This is a genomic window from Pseudoclavibacter sp. JSM 162008, from assembly GCF_041366455.1.
GTDB lineage: Bacteria > Actinomycetota > Actinomycetes > Actinomycetales > Microbacteriaceae > Pseudoclavibacter.
In genome coordinates this window covers 29,610-52,511 of record NZ_JBEWYX010000001.1, presented here as the reverse complement: position 1 = coordinate 52,511, position 22,902 = coordinate 29,610, and the positions used below count along the sequence as shown (strand labels likewise).

Genomic DNA, 22,902 nt, shown 5'->3' with positions numbered 1-22,902 from the left:
CGTGGTGGGGCCGGAGACCGAGAGGCCAGCCGGCGAAACCCTGCCGACTGGCCGGGCGAACACAGGCCACCACGCCAGCGTGAACGCCAGCGGTCACCGGATGAACGCCGACGGACGCGCATCTGAACAGCCCACCCGATGCGCATCCACACCCCTTCGCGCGGGCGCCCCCGAACGCCGTAGACTCGTCCGGTGCGGACACGCCCCGACTTCTCCGCATCGCGCCGCCAGAAGGAGCCTCGCCAGTGAGCAGCCAGACCACCCACGTCCCGGACACCGTCGACAACGCGAAGGCGACTCCCGAGAAGGAGCAGCCGTACGGCGCCCTCGGACTGAAGCCTGACGAGTACGACAAGATCCGCGAGATCCTCGGCCGCCGCCCCACGTCGGGCGAGCTGGCCATGTACTCGGTCATGTGGTCGGAGCACTGCTCCTACAAGTCCTCGAAGAACTACCTGCGCCAGTTCGGCCAGAAGGTCTCCGACGAGATGAAGAAGAACCTCATGGTCGGCATGGGCGAGAACGCGGGCGTCATCGACGCCGGCGAGGGCTGGGCGGTGACCTTCAAGGTCGAGTCGCACAACCACCCCTCCTACATCGAGCCGTTCCAGGGAGCCGCGACCGGTGTCGGCGGCATCGTCCGCGACATCATCTCGATGGGTGCCCGCCCGGTCGCGGTCATGGATGCGCTGCGCTTCGGCGCCATCGACGAGGCCGACACGGCGCGGGTCGTGCATGGCGTCACGAGCGGCATCTCCTTCTACGGCAACTGCCTCGGCCTGCCGAACATCGGCGGCGAGACGTGGTTCGACAGCGTCTACCAGGCGAACCCGCTCGTCAACGCCCTCGCGGTCGGCGTGCTCCGCCACGAGGACCTGCACCTCGCGAACGCGCGCGGTGCAGGCAACAAGGTGGTGCTCTTCGGCGCCCGCACGGGTGGCGACGGCATCGGCGGTGCCTCCATCCTCGCCTCCGACTCGTTCGACGAGAAGGGCCCCACGAAGCGCCCCGCAGTCCAGGTCGGCGACCCGTTCGCCGAGAAGGTGCTCATCGAGTGCTGCCTCGAGCTGTTCCGCGAGAAGGTCGTCGAAGGTATCCAGGACCTCGGCGCCGCCGGCATCTCCTGCGCGACGAGCGAGCTCGCAGCGGCCGGCGACGGCGGCATGTACATCGAGCTCGACAAGGTGCTGCTGCGCGACCCGAACCTCACGGCTGAGGAGATCCTCATGTCGGAGAGCCAGGAGCGCATGATGGCGGTCGTGGCGCCAGACAAGCTCGACGCGTTCATGGCGATCGTCGACAAGTGGGACGTCGAGACGAGCGTGCTCGGCGAGGTCACCGACACCGGTCGTCTCGTGATCAACTGGCGCGGCGTCGAGATCGTGAACGTCGACCCGCGCACCGTCGCGATCGACGGCCCCGTCTACGACCGCCCCGTCGCCTACCCGACGTGGATCGACGCGCTCCAGGCCGACTCCGCATCCGCGCTCCCCCGCCCGCAGTCGGGCGAGGAGCTCCGCGAGCAGGTGCTCGCCCTCATCTCGTCGGCGAACCTCGCCGACCCCGAGTGGATCACGCAGCAGTACGACCGCTACGTGCTCGGCAACACGGCCTTCGGCACGCCGGAGGACGCCGGCATGGTGCGCATCGATGAGGAGTCCGGTCTCGGCTTCGCGATCAGCCTCGACGCCAACGGCCGCTACGCGCAGCTCGACCCGTCCGCGGGCGCCAAGCTCGCCCTCGCCGAGGCGTACCGCAACGTCGCAGCCACGGGTGCACGCCCGGCCGCCGTCTCCGACTGCCTCAACTTCGGCAGCCCCGAGAACCCCGAGGTCATGTGGCAGTTCGCGCAGGCCGTCGAGGGCCTCGCCGACGCCTGCCTCGAGCTCGGCATCCCCGTCACGGGCGGCAACGTGTCGTTCTACAACCAGACCGGCGACGTGCCCATCCACCCGACGCCTGTCGTCGCCGTGCTCGGCCTCATCGACGACGTGGCCCGCCGCGTCCCGTCCGGCTGGCAGGAGGAGGGCGACAACCTCTACCTCCTCGGCACGACGCTCGAAGAGCTGTCCGGCTCCATCTGGGCCGACGTCGTGCACGGTCACCTCGGCGGGCTGCCCCCGCGGGTCGACCTCGAGCGCGAGAAGGCACTCGCCGACCTCGTCATCGGAGCAGGCCAGCAGGGCCTCCTCACCTCGGCGCACGACCTCTCCGAGGGCGGCCTCGCGGCGGCGATCGTCGAGTCTTCGACCCGCTTCGGCGTCGGCGCGCGCATCGTGCTCGATGGCCTCATGCAGAAGGAGGGGGTGGATGCGGCTACCGCGCTGTTCAGCGAGTCGGCCGGGCGCATCCTCGTCTCCGTCCCGCACGACGACGACGTGCGCTTCCAGGCGATGTGCGAGGCGCGCGACTTCCCCGTCACCCGCGTCGGCGTCAGCGACGGCATGGGTGCCGACGCGAAGCTCGAGGTCCAGGGCCTCTTCGAGTTCACGCTCGCCGAGCTCTCCGAGGCGCGCGGCGCCACGTTGCCGAAGCGCTTCGGCGACGTCGTCGGACCGAACTCCGCGCCGATCTCCGCCGCCGTCGCGGCTGCGACCTCCTAAGGACCGCCGCGCTGTGAGTCTCGGGATGGGTTCCTCGCTTCAGGATGGGTTGCTTCCCATCCCGAAGCGAGAAGCCCATCCCGAAACTGTCGAGGCGGGAGCGAGCCAAGCGGCGGCCGGAGTCTTCGAAGCCGTCGTCGCCTCAGCCGCATCGGCCGGCTTCGCGCTTGACGATGGGCAGCGGATGGTCGCCCTGCGTCTCGCGGGCCTCGGCGCGCAGATCGTCGAGCGCGAGGCGCGTGCGGCCGGGGAGACCCATCCCGGCGAGGACGGGGCAGATCACGCCACCGCCACTCCTCCCCATTCGGCGCCCCCGCGCGGGCTCTACCTGTGGGGGCCGGCGGGCCGCGGCAAGTCGTGGCTGCTGGATGCCTTCTACGACGCGGTCCCGATCGAGCGGAAGCTGCGCGTCCACTTTCACTCGTTCTTCAACGAGCTGCACTCCCGCATCTTCGCGAACCGCGGCTCGGACAGCGTCTTCGCGAATGCTGTCGAAGAACTGATCGGCGATGCTCACCTGCTGCTGTTCGACGAGTTCCACGTGCACGACCCCGGCCACGCGACGCTGCTCACCGGCCTGCTGCGGTATGGGCGCGAGCACGGCATCACGATCGTCGCGACCTCGAACTACCCGCCACAGGGCCTCCTCCCGAGCCCCGTCTACCACCACATCTTCGAGCCGGGCATCGAGCTCATCGAGCGTGAGCTCGACGTCGTCGAGCTGACTGGCGACGTCGACTACCGCCGCTCGCGAGCGGCAACGGTCGAGCGTCGCGGATTCGCGACCGGGTCGTGGACTCACGTGCCGAGCGCCGTGTCCACAACCGCTGGCACCGCAGACGGAGGTTCTGCCGCCGAGTCGGACCTCACCTTCGGTGCCGAACGGCCGTCGCCGGTTGAGGCGACGTCGCTCGACCTCGGCGGGCGCACCTTCGAAGTGACGGCCGTGCGCGGGCGCGAGCTCTGGGCGACGTTCGCGGAGCTGTTCGTCGCGAAGACGTCGTCGCTCGAATACCTGCAGTGGGCGCGCGACTTCGACACGTGGCACGTGCTCGACGTCCCGCTCCTCGCCTCAGTCGGCCGCGATCCACAGCAGCGCTTCGTCACTGCGATCGACGTGCTCGTCGACTACGACATCGAGGCGCACTTCTCCGCGGATGCGTCGTTCGAAGAGTTCGTGGCCGCCGCCGCGGGCCGCGCCGACGCGTTCCGCATGGTGAGCCGCCTGCACCTCCTGGAGCGCTAGGGCCCGACGTTCGGAGAGTTCCGCGCCCCGTCGCGAATCACGATTCGATGCCGGGCATGCGAGGTGCACCTCGAATTCACTAGGCTCGTCGGGCAAGCAGAGCGCTTGTCGTCGCACGCGCACCCGCTCACGACGCTCTTGGGGGATTCTCAATGACGAAATCCACAACAACCGAGGTCAAGCCTCGCGAGCAATGGACCGGCCAGACCGGGTTCATCCTCGCCGCCATCGGCTCCGCCGTCGGGCTCGGCAACATCTGGCGCTTCCCGGGGGTGGCGTATGAGAACGGCGGGGGCGCGTTCCTCATCCCGTACCTCGTCGCGCTCATCACCGCAGGCATCCCGATCCTCTTCCTCGACTATGCGATCGGCCACCGGATGCGCGGGGCCGCACCGACCGCCTTCCGTCGCGTCGCGAAGTGGATGGAGAGCCTCGGCTGGTTCCAGGTCTTCATCTGCTTCGTGATCGGCCTCTACTACACGGCGATCATCGCCTGGGCGCTGAGCTTCTTCGTGCTCTCGTTCAACCTCGGCTGGGGCGACGACCCGGCGGCGTTCTTCACCGGCGACTTCCTGCAGCTCAGCGACCCCGGGGTCTCGATGCAGTTCGTGCCCTCGGTCCTGATCCCACTCGTCGCCGTCTGGGGAGTGACGATCTTCGTGCTCGCGGCGGGTATCGCGAAGGGTGTCGAACGCACGAACTTCATCTTCCTGCCGCTACTGCTCGTCTCGTTCCTCATCCTCGTGGTCCGGGCGCTCTTCCTGGACGGCGCGGCAGATGGGCTCAACGCACTGTTCACACCCGACTGGGTCGCGCTCGGCGACCCGAGCGTCTGGATCGCCGCGTACAGCCAGATCTTCTTCTCGCTGTCCATCGCCTACGGCATCATGGTGACCTACTCGTCCTACCGGAACCGTCGCTCGAACATGACGTCCCCGGGACTCGTCGTCGCCTTCTCGAACTCGTCGTTCGAGATCCTGGCGGGCATCGGCGTCTTCGCGACGCTCGGTTTCATGGCGCATCAGCAGAACGTCGCGGTGGGCGAGCTGGAGGGGCTGACCGGCCCGATCCTGTCGTTCGTGACCTTCCCAGCCATCATCTCGGAGATGCCAGGCGGGCAGATCTTCGGGGCGCTGTTCTTCGGGTCGCTCGTCATGGCCGGATTCACCTCACTGCTGTCGATCCTGCAGGTCGTCTCGTCAGCCTTCCAGGACAAGTTCGGCTGGTCGCCTCGCAAGGCGGCGGTCATCCTCGGCAGCGTGAGCGCCGTCATCTCGATCCTCCTCTTCTCGACGACGACGGGCCTCATCGCCCTGGACACGGTCGACATGTGGACGAACAACATCGGCATCATCGCGTCCGCCATCGCCACCTGCGTCGGCGTCATCTGGGTCGCCCGCCGCGGCGAGGAGATGCGGCTGCACCTCAACTCCGTGTCCACGTTCCAGGTCGGCAAGTGGTGGCTCGTGCTGACGGGCATCATCGCGCCGGTCGTCCTCACGTACATGCTCATCGAGCAGATCAGGACGCTCATCGTCGACGGCTACGAGGGCTACCCGCTCTGGTACATCGGCGTGTTCGGCTGGGGCGCTGTGCTCGTGATGCTGCTCGCGAGCGCGGTCATGACGTTGATCCGCTGGCGCAACAGCCCAGACAAGTTCACCGCCTGGCCGACGTCGGCTGAGCTGCGCGAGAAGGAGACGGCCCGATGACCCCAGAAGCCATCACGATGCTCATCGTCGCGATCGGGATCGTATGGGGCGGATGCGCCGCCTCCGTCATCGCGCTCCGTCGGCACCCGGAACGCGCCGACTATCCGTCGGGTGGTCACGACGACGGCCGAGCCGAACACGCCCCGGTCACGCACGACACCTGATCGGCGAGCCTCGGTTCTTCTCAGCACCGAGAGAACCCCGCCCGCGAGTCTCTCGCGGGCGGGGTTCTGCTTGTACGCCCGCGCCGCTCAGCCCTGCGCCTTGCGCTGCCAGACGCCGAAGCGGTTGCCGAGCGGGTCGCGGAGGTGCGCGAACTTGATGGTGCCGTTGTCGACCAGCGGGATGACGGTCTCCGCGCCGTTGGCGGCCGCCTGCTCGAGCTTCGCCTCGATGTCGTCGACCTCGACGTAGAAGACCGCCCAGCTGCCACCGCCGACGGTGCTCGAGTCCCAGAGGCCGCCACCGTTGCCAGCAGCGTCGACCATGCCGTAACCGCCCGGCTCGAGTGAGCCGAACGTCCAGCCGAAGGTGTCGCCATAGAAGGCCTTCGCGGCCTCTGGGTCGGTGGTGCCGATCTCGAAGTAGTTCACAGTGTTCGACATGGTCGTTGTCCTCTCGTCCGGATCAGCCGCCGCGCCCCTGCGCTGCGGCGCCGGCCTCGTGCGCCGGTGATCCGATCGTGAGGTCTCACACAGTGTGAGAGTCAAACCGCGATCGGCACGTTCACCTCGGTGACCCAGTTCTCGGGGTTCGGGTCGCGGCCGGGGCCGCGCACGTAGACGTTGAAGATCGGCCCGACTCTCGTGCGCTGCTGATCGGCAACCCAGGCACCCGCGGTGGCAGTCGCCTCGTTGATCGTCTCGAAGCCGCCCCGATGTGTGACCGTCGCGACGCGCTGCTCGGGAAGCTCTACGACCTCATACCCATCCGGTACGGAGGCGCCGCGGTACTCGCGCCAGATCGCCATCTCGACGTCGGCATCGCGGTACTCATCGTCGAAGTAGGTGGCACCGCCCACGTCGCCGAAGGCCTCCGGGTCGCGGGAGGTGAGCTCGGCGACCGGGCCGCGGAAGTTGCCCCAGAGCGACCCCTCAGACGGGTAGTCGGCGACGGTCCGCCGCAGGTAGAGCACGCGCAGCGCCGGGAACGTGCGCTCGACGACGTCCAGCCGCCGCGCTCGCGCCTCGAGCTCCCCAAGCAGGTTCACTGCGAGCGCCTGCTGCTCGGCCACCCGTCGTGCCTCTGCCTTCAGCTCGTCGAGGTGCGATTGCAGCCGAAGCCGCAGCAGGTCAGGCGAGTCGAAGAGCGGCAGGAGCTCGGCGATCGCCGGGATCCCGCACCCCGAGTCGCGGAGCATCCGCACCCGCCCCGCGTCCTGCAGCTGACCGGGTGCGTAGCGTCGGTACCCGCTGAACTCGTCGACCTCGGCCGGGGCAAGCACACCCCGCTCCGCATAATGCCGAAGCATGCGCACGCTCAACCCCGAGTAGCGCGAGAACTCGCCGATGCTCATCAGGGTTCCGGGAAGCTCACGGTTCATGCGCCAAGTCTGACACCGGGTTCCATCTGCCGCCGATCACTGTCCAACATCAGTGCGATATCTGGCCCTCGGCCCGGTTTCCGCCCCCGGATGGGCCAATTCTGCACTCATGTTGGACACGGATCGCGGGTCACCGCACCACCGCTGCCGGCCCGGAACGGATCACCGCCGCCGCACCAGCGTCCGCAGCCCTCGCCCACCGGCCAACATCCGTGACGAACGCCCCGCCGGACGCGGTTTCGGCCCTGGATGCGCCCATCCATCACGCGAGTTGGCCACGACGATACGCGCCGTGCGACCGCGACCCGTTGCGGACGCGCGTCCTACTTCCGCGCGGCCTGCGCGGCCCGTGCCGCTTCGCGCTTGAGGTCGCGCGCGGCGTCGGCGGCCGCGGCTTCCTCCGGCGTGGGGGCCGTGCCGCCGAGTGCGCGCGGCTGCCACCACTTGTCGGTTCCGTCTTCCGGGTAGCTCGACTGGAGCTCGTTGAGCAATCCCTCCATGGTCGTCTTGAGCTTCGCCGTGGAGACGGCGGGGTCATCACCGGCAGTGACGTGGATGGGCGCGCCGAATGAGAAGTGCACGGGAATGCCGAGGCGCTCCCTCAAGCTGATCTTGCGGTTCTTCGTGAGCAGCCGATGCCCGCCCCACACAGCGACGGGGATGATGGGAACCCCGGCCTGCGCCGCGAGGCGCACCGCCCCGGTCTTGAAGTCGCGGATCGTGAACGACGCACTGACGCCCGCCTCGGGGAACACCCCGATGAGCTCGCCGTCGCGCAACGAGGTCGCGGCCGCCGCGAACGCGTCGGCACCCGCCTTCATGTTCACGGGGATGTGCCGCATGCTCCGCATGAGCCTGCCGACGACGGGCTTCTCGAAGACGCTCTGCTTCGCCATGAAGCGGATGCGCCGTCGGTTGTGCATCCACGTGGCGCATTCGACGAGGGCGAACTCCAGGTACCCGAAGTGGGTCATCGCGATGACGGCGCCGCCGGTGTCCGGGATGTGCTGCGCGCCGTGGACCGTCTGGCGAACGCGAAGCGCGGCGAACACCGTGCGGCCGACCCCGATCGCAAATGAGTAGACGGGTTCGCGAGTCATGTGGCTCCCTGATCCAAGTGTGAGGGGCCAGCTTATTCGGGGCAGCTGAGACGAAATCGGTGCGAACGGCGCTGCTCGCGAGGTCCGGCATCCGAAGCCTTGCCAGTTTCGTTCCGCGGATGCGATACTTGCCTAACTGCACGTTCGTACGATTCACAGTGCAACTTTGTGCATTCATCCGCTAGGAGCAACTGACAATGGCTGTCCCCATCCCTGTACGGAGCCCGTTTCTCATCGTCAACCCGAAGGCCTACCTGACGGGCAGCGAGCTCATGAAGCTGGCCCACCTCACCGACGAGCTGGCCGGCGCGTTCGACATCGACGTCGTCTTCACCGCGCAGCACATCGACCTGCGGTCCGTCGTCGCCGAGACGACGAACCTCTGCGTCACGGCCCAGCACGTCGACCCGATCGTGCCGGGCCGCGGCATGGGCCACATCCTCGCCGAGGGCCTCGCGGAGGCCGGCGTCAAGGCCGTCGTGCTCAACCACGCCGAGCACCCCCTCACCTTGGCCGACCTCGACGCCACGATGCGCCGTTGCGAAGAGGTCGGTCTTGCAACCATCGTCTGCGCCGACTCCGACCTGCAGTGCCGGGCCGTCGCCGACCTCGACCCGTCGGGCATGATCTGCGAGCCGACCGCGAACATCGGCACCGGGCAGATGGATGCGGGCGACTACATCGAGCGCACCACCCAGATCGTGAAGAACGTCGACCCGTCGATCCTCGTCGTGCAGGCCGCCGGCGTGAGCCGCGGCGCCGACATCACGCGCGTCCTCCAGCAGGGCGCCGACTGCTCGGGCGGCACAAGCGGCATCATCAAGCACCCCGACTGGCGCGAGATCCTCACCGAGATGTTCCAGGCGCTCGCCGACCACCGCGACTCGCAGGCCACCGGCACCAACTCATCCGCTGCCGCACCGGCCAGCTGACTCACCCTCCCAGAGAGAAGAACACCCATGCTCATCGGACTCGACGAAGCGCTCCGCTACGCACAGAAGAACAACATCGCCATCGCGGCGGTCAACACCCCCTACTTCGAGGGGCTGCTCGGCACCATCGCGGCAGCCGAGAAGGCCGGCGTCCCCGTCATCCTGCAGCACGCGCAGGTGCACGAGAGCACCCTCTCGATCGACGACATCGGGCCCGCCATGCTCGCGCTCGCGACGCGCAGCGAGGCGCCGTTCGTGCTGCACGTCGACCACGGCGAGGACATCGACTACATCACCCGCGGCCTCGACATCGGCTTCAACTCGGTCATGATCGACGGCTCCACGCTCCCCTACGAGGAGAACGTCGCCCGCACCACCGAGGTCGTGAAGCTCGCGAAGGAACGCAGTGTCGGCGTCGAGGGCGAGCTCGGCGTCATGACGGGCAACGAGAACGGCGACCCGAGCCAGGGCATCGCCGACGAGACCCTCTACACCGAGCCGACCCAGGCGAAGGAGTTCGTCGAGCGCACCGGTGTCACGGCGCTCGCCGCCTCGTTCGGCACGGTGCACGGCATGTACCACCAGGAGCCGAAGCTCAACTACGCGCTCATCGAGCAGCTCCGCGACGCGACGGGCGTGCCCATCGTCATGCACGGCGGTTCCGGTCTCACCCTCGACGAGTACCACCGCTCCATCACCCGCGGCGTCCGCAAGATCAACTACTACACGTACGCGGCGAAGGCGGCACTGGATGCTGCGCTCCGGGCCGCAGACGAGCCCAACACGATCCTGTTCCCCAAGGTCGCGAAGGCCGTGTCGGCGCAGGTCGAGAGTGACGTCGCCGAGTTCATCCAGGCGCTGCGACCGGGCGCCTGAGCGACGCCGCGCATCCGCTCACCCACCGCATCCACCGACATCCGCGCGTTCGTCGAAGCACGCGCATCCACGACCACGAAGGAACACCGATGACCGTCACCCAGACCACCCTCCAGCTGCAGTCACACGGCGGCACCCCCAGCTACATCGACGTCACCGCAGAGGTGAAGGAGGCGATCGCGGCGAGTGGCATCACGACCGGCACGGTCACCGTCATCTCGCCCCACACGACGTGCGCCGTCTTCTTCGAGGAGTTCGTGCACGACCGCCTTGACGACGGCACCGAGTTCCTGCAGGCCGACCTCGATGACGTCCTGAACCGCATCGCCCCGAACCAGACGGCCGTACCCCCCGAGGGCGAGTACCGCTACCCGGGGCCCGAGCACTACGCAGACGTCGAGTCGTGGCCGGACGCCGAGGTGTACCTGCCCGGCGGCGACAAGACGGCGCTGCTCAACGCGGAGGCCCACATCAAGGCGACGATCCTCGGCTCGAGCGAGGTGTTCGCCGTCATCGACGGCAAGCTCGGCGTCGGCGTCACCGGCTACATCTACTTCGTCGACTTCGACCGCACCCGCGCCCGCGCGCGCAAATGCCAGGTCGTCGTCATGGGCGAGTAGGCCCCCGGCTTCCTCGCTCCTGAGCGCCGCCGACGATGTCGGCGCACCAACACCGCCGGTCGGTCTCGCCCTGACTCCCCCGTCAGCGGCGCGTTCGGCCGGCGGCGTTCTGCGTCCTGGGCTCTTGGTTCCGCGCTCTGTGCTCTGTGCGCTGTGCTCTGTGCTCTGTGCTCTGCCACGAGCCCCGACTCCGCAGCCTGCGCGCTGGACGCTGCCAGTCGAATGGCCCAAATACCTGCGCGAAAAGGGCCACATCGCTGGCAGCGATGGCAGCCACGCCGCGCAAAAGGGCTACTTGACTGGCAGCGTTCGCACCGAACCCGGAACCGCAGCCACCAGCGCAGATCGACCCGGCAGCACCGGCAACCGCAATGCGGTAGCGGCAATGCGGCCGGCGGCGGCGCGGCAGCGGCGGCACGGCGGTGCGGCAGCGCTGCTGCGGTCGCGCGGCAGCAGCAGCTGCGGCCGCTCGCTTAGACGAGTTCGACGAGGGCGCGGGCGAGGTCTTCGTCGAGGATGACGCTGTCGAGGGCGCCTGTGTGCAGGGATCCCGCGAAACCCGGGGCCTTCTCGGCGCCGGCCGCGAAGCCGACGACCTCGGGGATGGCGGCGAGCTGCTCGAGCGTGATGCCGATGACGCGCTCCGAGACGGGCGAGCCGAGGGCGCGACCGGATGCGTCGAAGAAGCGGCCGCAGATGTCGCCGACCGGCTGCTGCGCGTCGAGGTCCGCACGCTCGTCGTCGCTGAGGCGCATGGCGGAGACGATGTGCCGCGACGCGTGGAGGCCGTACGAGCCGATGCCGACGAACGCGAGCTGCACATCCGTCGCCCGCTTGATCGCGGACGAGATCGACGACTCGCGCGTGAGGGCCGCCCAGGTCTGCGGCGACTCGACGACGGCTGGCGACTCGAAGCGGAACGCCTTCGCACCCGACTTCTGCGACAGGCGCTCGAGGGCGGTGTTGCCAGCGGGCCCGGAGTCGAAGGGCATGCCGCCCACCAGCGGGCACAGGGTCAGCGCGCGCCCCGTGGACTCGACGTGGATCTGCTCGACGAACGCGTCGATCGACTTGCCCCAGCTGAGGCCCACCGAACCGACGGATGGCACTCGTTCCGCGAAGTAGTCGGCGGCCGCGCCAGCTACCACGTCGAGCGGATGCCGGCCGGGCAGGTTCGCGACGACGACGGCGGCGCCCACGCCGAACGCGTCAACGATCTGCTGCTCGAGCTCGCTCACGCGACCGACGACGTGCGGGTCGTGGATGCGGATCTCGACGATGCCCTGGTCGCGGGCTGCCGAGAGGATGCGGGAGACGCTCGCCCGGGAGACGCCGAGGGCGTTCGCGACGTCGCTCTGGGAGAGCCCGTCGAGGTAGTAGAGGCGCGCCGCTCGGACGAGGGTCTCGGCGTTGCGAGGTGCTGGCATCTCGTCTGCTCCTTCGTCGTGGTGCGGCGGTTCGTGCGGCGTGCGGCGTGCGGCGGCCCGCGCCGGCCCGGCTGCGGAGCGATGCGCGACGCTGCTCGCTCCCGTTCCGCCTGCCCCAGTCTCGTGGTCGACCCGCGTCCTGCGTGCAGGCGAGGCCGGACGACCACGGCTCCCGAGCCGTGCATCCGCACCGTTCGGGAGCCGTCCCGGTGCCGCACGCGAGGCGCGGCACCGGTGGTCCGGTTCACATGATCCTACCGAGCGGCAACGGCGCGGCAGGATGAGGAAGCCCTCAGACGCCGATGACTCCGGCGGCGACGAGCGAGTCCTGCAGGCGGCGCATGGCGATGAGCGGGCGGGTCTCGTCGAGCTCGACGTCGTCGTAGGAGACGATCTCGCCGGCCTTGATGTCGCGCTTCAGGATGCCGCCGGAGATGAGGCCGATCGGGATGGAGTTGTTGGCGCGAGCCTCATCGGCGTCGACGGCCCAGCCGTGCACGTGGTGCCCGCCCATGCCCTCGAGCTTCGTGCCGGCGGTGAGGTCGAACTTCGCCTTCGAGGCGACCTCGGTGCGCCAGGTGATGGTCTGGAAGTCGGCGCGGCGTTCGAGCACGGCCTCGCTGATCGAGAGGATCGCCTCGACGGACGCGAGGTGGTACGGGCGGTAGAGCGCGTAGTAGGGGCCCTTGCCGAGCTTCAGGTAGTCGAGTTCGTGCGTGACGACGTCGTCTTCCGACTTCACGACGACGAAGACGCCTGGCGCGACGTCGCCCTCGACGGTGTACTCGACGGCCGGGGTGGAGGTGAGGACGCCGCCGTCCTCGACGGGGATGAGGGTCGTCGCGAGGGTCGCGATGTCGGCTGCGGGGCCGTGCATGCCCGGCTTGTTGACGGGAAAGCCGGTGGCGTTCGACAGCGACGCCATCTCGATCTGCGTCTTGGTGCCGTCGGTGAACTCGCACAGGATGCGCGGGTTCATGTTCTTCGCCTTCGCCTCCTCCATGACGTCTTCCGGCACGTCGGTGGGGCGGTTGGGGTTGTTCTTGCCCTTGCCGGCGGCGACGACGGTGAGGCCGAGGTCGGTCGCGTGCTCGACGAGCTTGAGCGCTTCGACGGGCTCGTCGCCACGGCAGATCGTGTAGACCTGCTCGCCGGCGTTGGCGATGCTAGCGAGGAACAGGCCGACGGTCACGTCGGCCTCGACGGTCATGAGCGCGACGTCCTTCTTGCCGAGGAGCGACGCGTAGGCGACCTGCGCGGCGATCTCGGTGACGCCGGAGACCTCGAGGACGACGTCGACGGGGAGCTTCGGGATGAGCAGGCCGTCGTTGATGACGACGGGGCGGCGGGCCTCGATGTGCTCGGCGACGACGGCGAGGTCGTTCTCGACCTGCACGTCGGTGCGGCCGGCGCGAGTGTACGCATCCACACCGCGCTGGACGGCGATGTCGGCGACGACGGCGACTTCCATGCCCTTGGCGCGTTCGATCTGGGCGATGAGGCCTGAGCCCATCTGACCTGCCCCGACCACGCCGACGCGGATGGGTCGGCCAAGCTCGGCTTCGCGCTGGATGAGGCGCTGCGTGTAATTCATGTGCGTTCCTTTGGTGCTTGGGTCGTGGGCCTGGTGGCTGATACGGGGCTAGTTGCTGACGCGGGAGAGGCCGGCGAATTGCTTCGGCGCGGCGCCCTTGATGGCGGTCGGCTGACCGCGCTTGGCCTTGCCCTTCACGGGCGGCAGCTGGACCTGCGCGCGCACCTGGTGGGGCAGCATGCTGATGGCCTGGCGCACGGCCGTTCCGAGGTGCTTGTGGCGGGCCGCCGCACGGTCGAAGACCGTCTTCAGCGGCCCCTCGAGGTCGGGGGCCGGCTTCAGGCGGCCGAAGACGCTGAAGCCGACGAGCGCGCGGGCCTCGACGACCTCGAGGGTCGTGGGGTCGACGAGCAGCACGGCGATCGCGCCGCGGAAGGCGCCCTTGCCGCGGCCGCTCACGAGGTTCAGGTTCTTGCCTGCGTTGGCCTTCGCGATCTCGTTGACTTGCCGCATGTAGGCGCGCATCTGGACGCCGGACATGACCATGCTCAGGACCAGTGCGAGCACGAGGACGGCGGGGAATCTCCAGTCCATGATCTAGGCCTCGTTCCGGCGCACGCTGACGAATGCGCCTTCGGTGGGTGTGGAGAGGGAGCCGGTCGCCTGGATGGCGCCGGGGAGGAGCGCGGTGTCTTCCGCGTTCAGGTAGAGCACGACGTGGCCGAGCTCCTGCAGGTTCGGGTTGGCGAGGTCGCCGACCGCGGTGACCGTGACCGCCTCGTCGCCGATCACGAACTCGTCACCCGCTTGCACCGGAACGAACTCTCCCGTGTGCCCCTTGTGCACGAGGCTGACCTCGGCGAGGGCGTCCGGCACGGGTTCGCCGAAGAGGATGTAGACGCCGCCCTCGAACATGTCGTTCGCGTCGGGTCCGATGCGGGCGATTTCTGACTGCCAGATGGTCGTGGACACGTTGTGGTCCCTTTCTTGGTTCAGGGGTGCAGCGGATGCGCGGGCGGGCCGGTCTCGGCCCGCCCGACACCACCTAGACGAGGAGGAAGGAGGCGAAGTAGGCGAGCACGACCGCGAGGGGCGACGTGATCTGCCTGGAGAAGAGCACGGCGGGGACACCGACCGCGACCGTCTCGGGCTCTGCCTCACCGAGGGAGAGGCCGACGGGGATGAAGTCACAGCCGACCTGGCCGTTGACGGCGAAGAGCGTCGGCAGCGCGTACTGCACCGGCAGTGCGCCGGCCGCGATCTGCGTACCCATGAGGACACCGACGACCTGGGCGATCGCGGCACCTGGGCCGAGGATCGGCGACAGGAACGGGAGGCCCGTGATGACGCCGAGCAGGATCAGGCCGATCGGGTTCGACGCGAGCGGGGACACCGCGTTGGCGATGAAGTCCGAGGCACCCGTGTACGTGACGACTCCGATGAGGAGCGAGACGTACGCCATGAACGGCAGGATCGTGTTGAGCGTCAGCTTGATCGCCTGGCGGCCCGAGGAGAGCAGCGTGTTGATGAAGTAGCCGATGGCGTTGCCGAACTTCACGACGAAGCCCGTGAATCCGCTTCCCTGAGCGGCGACCCTGGCGCGTGCATCCGCCTTGGCCTTCGCTGCGATCTCCTCCGGGCTCTGCGCCGGCGCCGCTGCCGCGGCGGGTGCGCCAGCCGCTGCGGTTGCCTCGGCATCGAGCGCGACCACGTCGCGGGGCGCGACGTCGGAGACGAAGATGTCCTCGGTGATGAACTGGGCGAGCGGGCCGCCCGGTTCGCCGGGGTACACATCCACGGTCGGGATGCGCTTCTTCGGGTAGACGCCGATGCGCGCCGTGCCGCCGCAGTTGATGACCGCGCAGAGCACGTTCGCGTCCGGCACGTTGTTCTTGAAGCCGTCGACCGCCTCGGCGCCAGTCAGCTCCGCGATCTTCTGCGCGACGGGGTGGATGCCGCCGCCGGTGACCGAGAGGACGATGTTCTTCTCGGCGTTCGGAACGAGGGTCAGACCGTCGCCCCAGCCGCCGCGACCGCGGTTGACCTTGACGCCCTTGTAGTCGGCCGTGCCCGCGCCACCCTTGTCGGCAGCGCCTGCGTTCGTGTTGTCAGCGTCTGTGCTCACAGGACACCACCTTCGGTCTTGGAGCCCTGGAGGTGGCCCTCGGCGTACATCTCGTCGAAGCGAGCGAACGTCGCCTCGTGGCCACCGCGCTTGATGAGCACCTTCGTGATCCACTGCGTGGTTATGCCGCGGATGAAGATGACGACGATGCCGACCATGAAGTAGAGGGCGGCGAGGGTCGCGTACTTGTCGGGCGCGATCGAGAGGACTCCGGCGGAGATGCCGGTCCAGACGAACAGCTCACCTGCGTTGGCGTGCGGCAGGAACGCCGTGACGGGGTGCACGAACGACACCGCGGAGTCGTAGAACGCCGGCTTGTAGCGTTCGGGGAGGAAGCGACCGAACGTGTACGCCATGGGGTTCGTCAGCATGATGACGGCGATGATCGGCATCACCGTGTAGCGCGTGATCGCGTACTTGCCTGCCCAGCGGACAGCGCGGGTGACGCGCTCCTCGCCGATCCACGTGGTCACGGCGTACATTGCCGTGAGCAGCACGAGGAGCAGAGGGAGGATGCCCGTGATGAGACCCATGAGGCTCTCTGCGGAGGCATTGAAGAGGCCGATGAAGTTCTCGGCGATCCAGGTGATTACTTCCATGCCGGCTTCCCTCCCGACGTGTTCGCCGAGCTGTGCTCGGCGGTGCTGGCCGCGAGGGCGGCGAGCGGCGACTTAGACCGCATGTTCTGACTCCTTTGTCGGGGTGTGCACGAAGTTGCAAATAGATCTGATCGTTTGTGCACCTGCCGAAAGTGTAGGCACGAGCGCCACCATGCGCAAGAGGAGATTTACTGCCGTTCGAAACGGCTTCGATTCCCCTGACGGGCCCTGACAGAACCTGTCTCCCATCAGCCCCGCGACCTAGCGTTTCCAGCATGAGCACCACGAACCTGACCCTCAACAACGGCGTCGAACTGCCCACCATCGGCTTCGGCGTGTACCAGTCAGCGCCAGAGGAGACGGCGGCCGCAGTCGCCGAAGCCCTACGCGTCGGCTACCGACACATCGACACGGCCGCCGCCTACGGGAACGAGCGCGAAGTCGGTCAGGCGATCGCCGCATCCGGGCTCCCCCGCGACGAGATCTTCATCGAGACCAAGATCTGGATCAGCGACTACGGCTTCGACGAGACGCTGCACGCCTTCGAGAAGTCGGCCCGCAAGCTGGGTGTAGAGCAGATCGACCTCCTGATCCTCCACCAGCCCCTCCCCACCGCCTGGGAGAAGACGATCGGCGCCTACCAGGCCCTCGAACGCCTCCTGGCCGACGGCAAGGTGCGCGCCATCGGCGTGAGCAACTTCATGCCCGACCACCTCGCGGCGCTGCTCGAGGCGACCGACGTCGTGCCAGCCCTCAACCAGATCGAGCTGCACCCCTACTTCCAGCAGCGGGACGTCCAGGACGCGGATGCGCGCCACGGCATCCTCGACCAGGCCTGGTCGCCCATCGGCGGCATCACGTTCTACCGCGACGGGGACGGCGGAAGCACCCTCGAGGACACGACCATCGGCGCCATCGCCGGCGCTCACGGCAAGAGCCCGGCGCAGGTCATGCTGCGCTGGCACGTGCAGGAGGGCCGCTCGGTGATCCCCAAGTCGGTCAAGCCGCACCGGATCGCCGAGAACTTCGACATCTTCGACTTCGAGCTCACCGCCGACGAGGTCGCCCAGATCGACGCCCTCGACAAGGCAGTGCGCCGCGGGCCGGAACCGGAGTCGCTGACTCTCGAGGCGTACGGGATGCCCATCCCCGAGGCCTGATCGGCTGCGGCACGCGCCTGAACCCGGGGCGCGGCGCTGGCTCCTCCGCGGGGGTCCAGCTTCCGGGACGAGACCTCAAGAACATGCCCGAAGCGTGCGCCTGCACCGGTCTGGTCCCGGAAGTTGGCCAGCAACCCCGCTGTTGAGGCGGAAGCCATCGACTACGGCATCGTGCGCGCGACCTTCGAGGCGCTTGACGGGCGACGCGTCCGTGTCGCGCTCATGACCTCGATCGGGGTGACCGTCCACGACAGCGGCTACAACCGGGCCTCGCAGTCGCACGACTGGAAGCGTCGCGCTGAGCGCCTCGTGCGCGCGAGCGGCAGCGACGACACGATCGTGCGTCCGGGGTGTTCGACGAGAGCGCCGCCGCGCATCCCGAGCTGCTGTTCCTGCAGGGCGATACGCGGCGCGCTGGCTCGCCCGAGAACGACTCAGTCGCCCGCTCGCAGATCGCGCGGATGCTCGTCGAGAGCGTGACGGCCGCGGCGGCGAACCGGAAGACGCTCGAACTCGTCGCAGAGCGTGGCCCCCGTCAGCCCGACCTCGACCCCGTCTTCGCAGCCTTGCAGGCAGACGCCGAAGGCGCGCTGGACGCAGCCCTCGACCCCGACACGCCCCCCTCGACCGGGAGCCTGCCGCCTTCCCGGCGGAAATCGCCGAGGTCGCACGCCGCGGGCAGTCAGCATCCGCGAACTGACGTTCAGGGCGTGCCTTGAAGGCGAGAGTTCCACGAGGCTGCCCCGCGGCGGCCTCGCTCCTGACACTTACGGGCACACAGGTGCGCACAAGTGCAGCACCTTTCGCAGTGCGGGCCGCAGTTCGATGCGGCCCGCACTGATTCGTTGTCGCTGCTGAGTTCCCCGCTGCCGAGTTCCCGCACTGCTGAGTTCACGCATTGCCGAGTTCCCGCACTGCTGAGTTCCCATACTGCCGAGTTCACGCGCTGTTGCGTTCCCATACTGCTAACAGTCAAGGTGACGTGAGCGAAGGCATGCGCAGCTACCTGGCCGCACGCAGACCCACGTCACCCTGGCTGTCGGCTCGCGAAGGCTGCGACGTCTGGGCCTTCGGTTGGAGATGCCTCCGACCTCGGCAACCCCAACCACAGCCTCTCGTTCTCCGGTCGTGACAGTGAAGGTGACGTGAGCGGGAGATCCCACCCTCACGTACTCCCGATGCCCCCTGACGTCACCCTGGCTGTCAACTCACGAGGAACCCCTCACTCGCACGGGTGACAGGTACTCGCGGGACCTCCCCTGGCAGCGCCGCCAGGCGTAGCTTGGACGCATGAACGATGTGCGCGAGCAGGTGAAGGAGTTCCTCAGCTCCCGCCGAGCGAAGATCACCCCCGAACAGGCCGGCCTGCCCGCGTACGGCGGGAATCGCCGCGTCGCGGGGCTGCGTCGCGAGGAGGTCGCGATGCTCGCGGGCGTCTCGGTCGACTACTACGTGCGGCTCGAGCGCGGCAACCTTTCCGGCGCATCCGAGAGCGTGCTCGACGCGATCGCCTCGACCCTGCAGCTCGACGAGGCCGAGCGCGAGCACCTCTTCAACCTCGCCAGGGCGAGCGCACCGTCGCGCCGAGCGTCGAAGAAGCAGAGCGGCGGCGAGCTGCGTCCGGCTGTGCGCCAGATGCTCGACGCGTTCTCCGAGGCTCCCGCGTGGGTGCGCAACGACCGGCACGACGTGCTCGCGGCCAACCGTCTCGGTCGGGCGCTGTACTCCCCGGTCTTCGACGACCCGCGCCGCCCAGTGAACACGACGAGGTACATCTACCTGAACCCGGCCGCCCGCGACTTCTGGCCGGACTTCGACCGCATCGCCGCCGATGCCGCATCGATGCTGCGTATGGAGGCGGGCCGGAACCCACACGACCCCAAGCTGCACCAGCTCATCGGCGAGCTGTCGACGCAGAGCGAGCTCTTCCGCGAGATGTGGGCGGCGAAAGACGTGAAGTTCCATCGCAGCGGCGTGAAGCGCCTGAACCACCCGGTCGTCGGCCTGCTCGAGCTGAACTTCGAGTCGCTGCCCCTGCCGAGCGAGCCCGGCCTGACGATGAACGTCTACACGGCCGCGGAGGGCAGCCCGAGCGCCGACGGGTTGCGGATGCTCGCGTCCTGGGCGGCCACGGAACTCCCCGCAGGTGTGTCGCTGGCCCACCAGCAGTAGGAGCGCGATCGCGTCGCGGCACGCCTCCTGCCCGGCACCCCTCAGGCAGGAAGAGTAAGCCAGAAGCATCCGGAGTCGTCGCTTCCGGATGCGTCTGGCTCACTTTTGCGAGGCGAAGTCCGGGGGACGGAGCATCGGCGCCAGCGTTATCCCCACCCCTCGTCGCTGCTCCTCAGCCGCTAGGCCTGTGGGTACTCCTCGAGTGTCAGCAGCTCGCCCCAGACCGTCTCGGGCTCGTCCGAGTCAGGGCCCGGTCCTTCCCACAGCGCCAGGTGGCACATGAAGTTGTCGGCGGACGCGCCGTGCCAGTGCCACTCGCCGGCCGGCGTGTACACGGTGTCGCCGGGCCGCAGCTCGATGAGCTCTTCGCCCCGCGACTGCACGTACCCGTAGCCCTCGGTGACGTGCAGCGTCTGGCCAACCGCGTGGCGGTGCCAGGCCGTGTGCGCACCAGGTGTGAAGCGCACCAGGTTGAGGCGGGTGCGCGACGGCTCGGTGCCCGCGTAGTAGGCGTTGAAGTAGACGTCGCCGGTGAACCACTCGGCTGGCCCCTTGTTGGTCGGGCTCTTCGGCTGGAGTTCTGTGCTCACGAGGAGGTTCCTTTCTCGGGTTGTGGTGCGTACGGCCGCGGGGCGACTACATCTGGACGAGCACCTTGAGGGCTTCGCGTGCATCCATGGCTGCGTAGCCGGCCGGCACCTCGTCGATGCCGATCGTGCGGTCGAAGACGCGACCCGGGTTGATGTCACCGTTCAGGACCTGCTGGATGGCAGGTTCCATGTACGCGCGCACGGGAGCTGGCCCACCCGTGAGGGTGACGTTCTTGCCGAAGAGCGACCCGAAGCCGATGGGCGCTTCCTCGTACTGGGGCACGCCGACGCGCGAGATAACGCCGCCGGGACGGACGATGCCGTACGCCTGCTCGTAGGCGGGCATGTGGCCGACTGCCTCGAGCACGACGTGGCTGCCTTCGCCGTTCGTGAGGTCCATGACCTGCGCGATGCCGTCCTCGCCGCGCGCGGCGACGACGTCGGTCGCGCCGAACTCGACGCCGAGGTCGGTGCGCGAGGTGTGACGGCCCATGAGGATGATGCGCTCGGCACCGAGCTGCTTGGCCGCGAGCACCGCGGAGAGGCCGACGGCGCCGTCCCCGATCACGGTGACGGTCTTGCCCGCCTCGACGCGGCCCATGTGCGCTGCGTGGTAGCCGGTCAGGTACACGTCGGACAGGGTGAGGAGGCTGGCGGCGAGGTCTGCGTTCTCACCGCGGGCGAGCGCGTTCGCGTCGACGCCGGGCACGACGACGAGGCTTCCGTCGGCCTGCGGGATGCGCGCGAGCTCGGCCTGCAGACCGCCGATCTCTGGGCTGCCGTAGAAGCCGCCGTGGACGCACGACGTCTGCACACCCTCGCGGCAGAACACGCACGTATTGTCCTGGAACGCGAACGGGGCGATGACGAAGTCGCCGACTTTGAGGGTCGTGACGGCGGCGCCGATCGCCTCGACGATGCCGATGAGCTCGTGGCCCATCGGGGAGCCCTGCTCGCTGGCCTGCATCGAGTGATACGGATGCAGGTCCGAGCCGCAGATGCACGCCTGCGTCACCCGGACGATCGCGTCGGTCGGCTGCTTGATGGTCGGGTCGGCGACGGTCTCGACTCGGACGTCGCCTGCTGCGTACATGAACGTGGCCTTCATGGGTGCCTCTCGTTGCGCTTCCGGGAACTGCGGCGGGCCACGCCGCCCTCTCGAGAGCGCCGGCCGCCGCCGTTCCTCCATTGGATCGCTACCAGCCTGCGCCCGGAAAGGGCGGTCGTGCCAGGTACTGGCATGCCCTGCCTGGGACGGTGGGCCGACGACGCGTGTCCAACATCAGTGCAGAATCGGGCTCCAGGCGACGTTTTTGCGACTCAGGGGCTGATATTGCACTGATGTTGGACAGGCAGAGCGGGGCACGGCGCTGCGCGGCGGCGCGCCGCGACGACAACGCCGACGGCGACGGCGACGGCGACGGCGACGGCGACGGCGGCCAGCTTCCGTGTTGATGCGAGCTCCCCGGGCGCGAAGGGCGCATCCGGGCCGTCCCATCCCGGAAGATGGCCAGCGGGGGCGGGCGGACGCGGCGACTCGGGCCAGAACAGCGCCTGCCACCACGCCTACGCCTCTGCGGTGAGGCCCTCGTGGATGCGGCGGAGGTCTTCGATGAGCGAGCCGATCAGCACCCAGCTGCCGCCCTTCGGCGCTGAGACGACCAGCGGCGCGGTGAGGGCCGGCGGCTCCAGGATGAACGACTGCGGCTCCCCCGGTTCGCTCGGGATGAGGATGCGCGTGTCGTGCGCGGCCCGTCGCAGCTGCTCGGCGATGGCGATGGCCTGCGGTTCGTCGGCGAGCGTCGGCTCCCAGTGTTCGGCGACGGCGCGGGTCATGCCGGTGAGCTGCGTGACGATGGGGCGGAAGCGGTCGAGCAGCTCTTCGCATTCGACGAGCTCTTCGTGGTGCCTCGACTTCCGCGGGTTGAAGGTGAGCGACTCGAGCCCGTCGGCGATGGAGTTCTCGGCGACACCCGCCATGGGACGCAGGAGGCGCGCCTTGAGGAGCAGCTCGGTGAGGCTCGCGGGCGTCTGCGGCTGCTCGATGGCGTCGGCGAGGCGCTCGAGCGACGCGGCGATCTCGTTGCCGAGCATCGCGGTGTCACGCTGGGCCGGACCGACGAGCACTGGTGGCAGGATCACGGCGTTGATGAGCAGCCCGAAGGCGGCGCCGATGAGGGTCTCGAGGATGCGGTCGAGCGCGTACTCGGGGGTGGATGCGCCGAGCGCCAGGACGAGCATGGCGCTGATGGCGACCTGGTTGCTGGTTGTGGAGGTCATGCGCAGCAGCCAGGCGACGATCATCGCGACGACGATCGCGAGGAGGATCACCCACGACTGCGGGCCGAGGACCAGCGAGATGGCGCTCGCGACGGCGACGCCGATGACCACTCCGGCGCTTCGCTCGAGGGCCTTCGCGAACGACTGGTTGACGCTCGGCTGCACGACGAGCAGGGCGGCGACGGCCGCGAAAACTGGCAGGGGGCCAGGGATGAGCCAGCCGGCGAGCAGCCATGCGCCGACGGCGGCGATGGCGGTCTTCGCGACCTGCAGGACGGGCACGCGCTTGGTCGCCTGGATCCGGTCGAGGCCGGTGAGACGAGTGAGGGAGCGCACGTGCTCAGCGTAGGACGCCGGGCGGGGCCAACGCCCAGGCGTCGCCC

Annotated in this window: 22 protein-coding genes and 1 pseudogene; 11 read left to right on the top strand and 12 right to left on the bottom strand. The window is 68.6% G+C overall.

What is annotated here, in order from left to right:
• The first annotated feature begins 245 nt into the window (after positions 1-245).
• From purL to ABVF28_RS00250, 4 genes are all read left to right on the top strand, one after another.
• Positions 246-2,603, top strand: coding sequence for a phosphoribosylformylglycinamidine synthase subunit PurL (gene purL, locus ABVF28_RS00265; protein ID WP_371029047.1), 2,358 nt, complete (start codon positions 246-248; stop codon positions 2,601-2,603).
• A gap of 25 nt (positions 2,604-2,628) precedes the next feature.
• Positions 2,629-3,849, top strand: a complete 1,221-nt coding sequence (zapE, locus tag ABVF28_RS00260; protein ID WP_371029046.1) for a cell division protein ZapE — start codon at positions 2,629-2,631, stop codon at positions 3,847-3,849.
• Between the two features lie 152 nt (positions 3,850-4,001).
• Complete coding sequence (locus ABVF28_RS00255; protein ID WP_371029045.1) at positions 4,002-5,561, top strand: sodium-dependent transporter; 1,560 nt, start codon at positions 4,002-4,004, stop codon at positions 5,559-5,561.
• Entirely contained in the window at positions 5,558-5,725 is a 168-nt protein-coding gene (locus tag ABVF28_RS00250; RefSeq protein WP_104310366.1) for a methionine/alanine import family NSS transporter small subunit, read from the top strand. The genes ABVF28_RS00255 and ABVF28_RS00250 overlap by 4 nt, the downstream gene beginning before the upstream one ends.
• Before the next feature lie 87 nt (positions 5,726-5,812).
• On the opposite strand, the gene ABVF28_RS00245 is transcribed toward ABVF28_RS00250, so the two are convergent.
• From ABVF28_RS00245 to ABVF28_RS00235, 3 genes are all read right to left on the bottom strand, one after another.
• Positions 5,813-6,166 carry a VOC family protein gene (locus ABVF28_RS00245; protein ID WP_371029044.1) on the bottom strand — a complete coding sequence of 118 codons (354 nt, stop codon included), beginning with the start codon at positions 6,164-6,166 and terminating at the stop codon, positions 5,813-5,815.
• 101 nt (positions 6,167-6,267) lie between these two features.
• Complete coding sequence (locus ABVF28_RS00240) at positions 6,268-7,104, bottom strand: GyrI-like domain-containing protein (protein ID WP_104310364.1); 837 nt, start codon at positions 7,102-7,104, stop codon at positions 6,268-6,270.
• A gap of 323 nt (positions 7,105-7,427) precedes the next feature.
• Positions 7,428-8,204: a lysophospholipid acyltransferase family protein gene (locus ABVF28_RS00235; protein ID WP_371029043.1), complete on the bottom strand. Its 777-nt coding sequence runs from the start codon at positions 8,202-8,204 to the stop codon at positions 7,428-7,430.
• A 197-nt stretch (positions 8,205-8,401) separates the two neighbouring features.
• On the opposite strand from ABVF28_RS00235, the gene ABVF28_RS00230 reads away from it, so the two are divergent.
• The 3 genes from ABVF28_RS00230 (at position 8,402) to ABVF28_RS00220 (ending at position 10,632) form a co-directional block, all read left to right on the top strand.
• A complete protein-coding gene (locus ABVF28_RS00230) occupies positions 8,402-9,136 on the top strand; it encodes a triose-phosphate isomerase (RefSeq protein WP_104310362.1) in 735 nt (244 codons plus the stop codon).
• A 27-nt stretch (positions 9,137-9,163) separates the two neighbouring features.
• Complete coding sequence (locus ABVF28_RS00225) at positions 9,164-10,012, top strand: class II fructose-bisphosphate aldolase (RefSeq protein ID WP_371029042.1); 849 nt, start codon at positions 9,164-9,166, stop codon at positions 10,010-10,012.
• An 89-nt stretch (positions 10,013-10,101) separates the two neighbouring features.
• The gene (locus tag ABVF28_RS00220; protein ID WP_104310360.1) at positions 10,102-10,632 is read left to right on the top strand and encodes a YjbQ family protein; all 531 of its coding nucleotides are present in this window, start codon (positions 10,102-10,104) and stop codon (positions 10,630-10,632) included.
• Between the two features lie 473 nt (positions 10,633-11,105).
• Here ABVF28_RS00220 and ABVF28_RS00215 read toward each other — a convergent pair whose 3' ends face one another.
• The 6 genes from ABVF28_RS00215 to ABVF28_RS00190 all read right to left on the bottom strand — a co-directional run bounded on the left by ABVF28_RS00215 (position 11,106) and on the right by ABVF28_RS00190 (position 16,317).
• Entirely contained in the window at positions 11,106-12,059 is a 954-nt protein-coding gene (locus tag ABVF28_RS00215) for a sugar-binding transcriptional regulator (RefSeq protein ID WP_371029041.1), read from the bottom strand.
• Positions 12,060-12,351: 292 nt separating this feature from the next.
• Positions 12,352-13,653, bottom strand: a complete 1,302-nt coding sequence (locus tag ABVF28_RS00210; protein WP_104310358.1) for an NAD(P)H-dependent oxidoreductase — start codon at positions 13,651-13,653, stop codon at positions 12,352-12,354.
• A 48-nt stretch (positions 13,654-13,701) separates the two neighbouring features.
• A complete protein-coding gene (locus ABVF28_RS00205; protein ID WP_371029040.1) occupies positions 13,702-14,187 on the bottom strand; it encodes a transcriptional regulator GutM in 486 nt (161 codons plus the stop codon).
• A gap of 3 nt (positions 14,188-14,190) precedes the next feature.
• A complete protein-coding gene (locus ABVF28_RS00200; RefSeq protein WP_179555944.1) occupies positions 14,191-14,565 on the bottom strand; it encodes a PTS glucitol/sorbitol transporter subunit IIA in 375 nt (124 codons plus the stop codon).
• A gap of 73 nt (positions 14,566-14,638) precedes the next feature.
• Entirely contained in the window at positions 14,639-15,718 is a 1,080-nt protein-coding gene (locus ABVF28_RS00195; protein WP_104310355.1) for a PTS glucitol/sorbitol transporter subunit IIB, read from the bottom strand.
• On the bottom strand, positions 15,715-16,317 hold the full coding sequence (locus tag ABVF28_RS00190) for a PTS glucitol/sorbitol transporter subunit IIC (RefSeq protein WP_104251554.1): 603 nt from the start codon (positions 16,315-16,317) through the stop codon (positions 15,715-15,717). Before ABVF28_RS00190 ends, ABVF28_RS00195 begins: the two co-directional genes overlap by 4 nt.
• Before the next feature lie 275 nt (positions 16,318-16,592).
• Here ABVF28_RS00190 and ABVF28_RS00185 point away from each other — a divergent pair, with 275 nt between their 5' ends.
• From ABVF28_RS00185 to ABVF28_RS00170, 4 genes and pseudogenes are all read left to right on the top strand, one after another.
• A complete protein-coding gene (locus tag ABVF28_RS00185) occupies positions 16,593-17,477 on the top strand; it encodes an aldo/keto reductase (RefSeq protein ID WP_371029039.1) in 885 nt (294 codons plus the stop codon).
• 171 nt (positions 17,478-17,648) lie between these two features.
• Positions 17,649-17,783: pseudogene (locus tag ABVF28_RS00180) on the top strand (hypothetical protein); the annotation flags it as partial.
• Positions 17,784-17,827: 44 nt separating this feature from the next.
• On the top strand, positions 17,828-18,196 hold the full coding sequence (locus ABVF28_RS00175) for a hypothetical protein (protein ID WP_371029245.1): 369 nt from the start codon (positions 17,828-17,830) through the stop codon (positions 18,194-18,196).
• A gap of 571 nt (positions 18,197-18,767) precedes the next feature.
• Complete coding sequence (locus tag ABVF28_RS00170) at positions 18,768-19,649, top strand: helix-turn-helix transcriptional regulator (RefSeq protein ID WP_371029038.1); 882 nt, start codon at positions 18,768-18,770, stop codon at positions 19,647-19,649.
• Positions 19,650-19,828: 179 nt separating this feature from the next.
• On the opposite strand, the gene ABVF28_RS00165 is transcribed toward ABVF28_RS00170, so the two are convergent.
• The 3 genes from ABVF28_RS00165 to ABVF28_RS00155 form a co-directional block, all read right to left on the bottom strand.
• Positions 19,829-20,239 carry a cupin domain-containing protein gene (locus ABVF28_RS00165; RefSeq protein ID WP_371029037.1) on the bottom strand — a complete coding sequence of 137 codons (411 nt, stop codon included), beginning with the start codon at positions 20,237-20,239 and terminating at the stop codon, positions 19,829-19,831.
• Between the two features lie 46 nt (positions 20,240-20,285).
• Positions 20,286-21,347 (bottom strand): zinc-binding dehydrogenase, encoded by a 1,062-nt coding sequence (locus tag ABVF28_RS00160; protein ID WP_371029036.1) that lies wholly within the window; start codon positions 21,345-21,347, stop codon positions 20,286-20,288.
• A 458-nt stretch (positions 21,348-21,805) separates the two neighbouring features.
• Positions 21,806-22,855 (bottom strand): aromatic acid exporter family protein, encoded by a 1,050-nt coding sequence (locus tag ABVF28_RS00155; protein ID WP_371029035.1) that lies wholly within the window; start codon positions 22,853-22,855, stop codon positions 21,806-21,808.
• Positions 22,856-22,902: the final 47 nt, after the last annotated feature.

Coding starts and splice junctions, on each gene's coding strand:
- ABVF28_RS00245 (WP_371029044.1), bottom strand. CDS start 6,166: ATGTCGAACACTGTGAACTACTTCGAGATCGGCACCACCGACCCAGAG.
- ABVF28_RS00170 (WP_371029038.1), top strand. CDS start 18,768: ATGAACGATGTGCGCGAGCAGGTGAAGGAGTTCCTCAGCTCCCGCCGA.
- ABVF28_RS00230 (WP_104310362.1), top strand. CDS start 8,402: ATGGCTGTCCCCATCCCTGTACGGAGCCCGTTTCTCATCGTCAACCCG.
- ABVF28_RS00220 (WP_104310360.1), top strand. CDS start 10,102: ATGACCGTCACCCAGACCACCCTCCAGCTGCAGTCACACGGCGGCACC.
- ABVF28_RS00250 (WP_104310366.1), top strand. CDS start 5,558: ATGACCCCAGAAGCCATCACGATGCTCATCGTCGCGATCGGGATCGTA.
- zapE (WP_371029046.1), top strand. CDS start 2,629: ATGGGTTCCTCGCTTCAGGATGGGTTGCTTCCCATCCCGAAGCGAGAA.
- ABVF28_RS00190 (WP_104251554.1), bottom strand. CDS start 16,317: ATGGAAGTAATCACCTGGATCGCCGAGAACTTCATCGGCCTCTTCAAT.
- ABVF28_RS00255 (WP_371029045.1), top strand. CDS start 4,002: ATGACGAAATCCACAACAACCGAGGTCAAGCCTCGCGAGCAATGGACC.
- ABVF28_RS00205 (WP_371029040.1), bottom strand. CDS start 14,187: ATGGACTGGAGATTCCCCGCCGTCCTCGTGCTCGCACTGGTCCTGAGC.
- ABVF28_RS00240 (WP_104310364.1), bottom strand. CDS start 7,104: ATGAACCGTGAGCTTCCCGGAACCCTGATGAGCATCGGCGAGTTCTCG.
- ABVF28_RS00215 (WP_371029041.1), bottom strand. CDS start 12,059: ATGCCAGCACCTCGCAACGCCGAGACCCTCGTCCGAGCGGCGCGCCTC.
- ABVF28_RS00225 (WP_371029042.1), top strand. CDS start 9,164: ATGCTCATCGGACTCGACGAAGCGCTCCGCTACGCACAGAAGAACAAC.
- ABVF28_RS00235 (WP_371029043.1), bottom strand. CDS start 8,204: ATGACTCGCGAACCCGTCTACTCATTTGCGATCGGGGTCGGCCGCACG.
- ABVF28_RS00210 (WP_104310358.1), bottom strand. CDS start 13,653: ATGAATTACACGCAGCGCCTCATCCAGCGCGAAGCCGAGCTTGGCCGA.
- ABVF28_RS00160 (WP_371029036.1), bottom strand. CDS start 21,347: ATGAAGGCCACGTTCATGTACGCAGCAGGCGACGTCCGAGTCGAGACC.
- ABVF28_RS00185 (WP_371029039.1), top strand. CDS start 16,593: ATGAGCACCACGAACCTGACCCTCAACAACGGCGTCGAACTGCCCACC.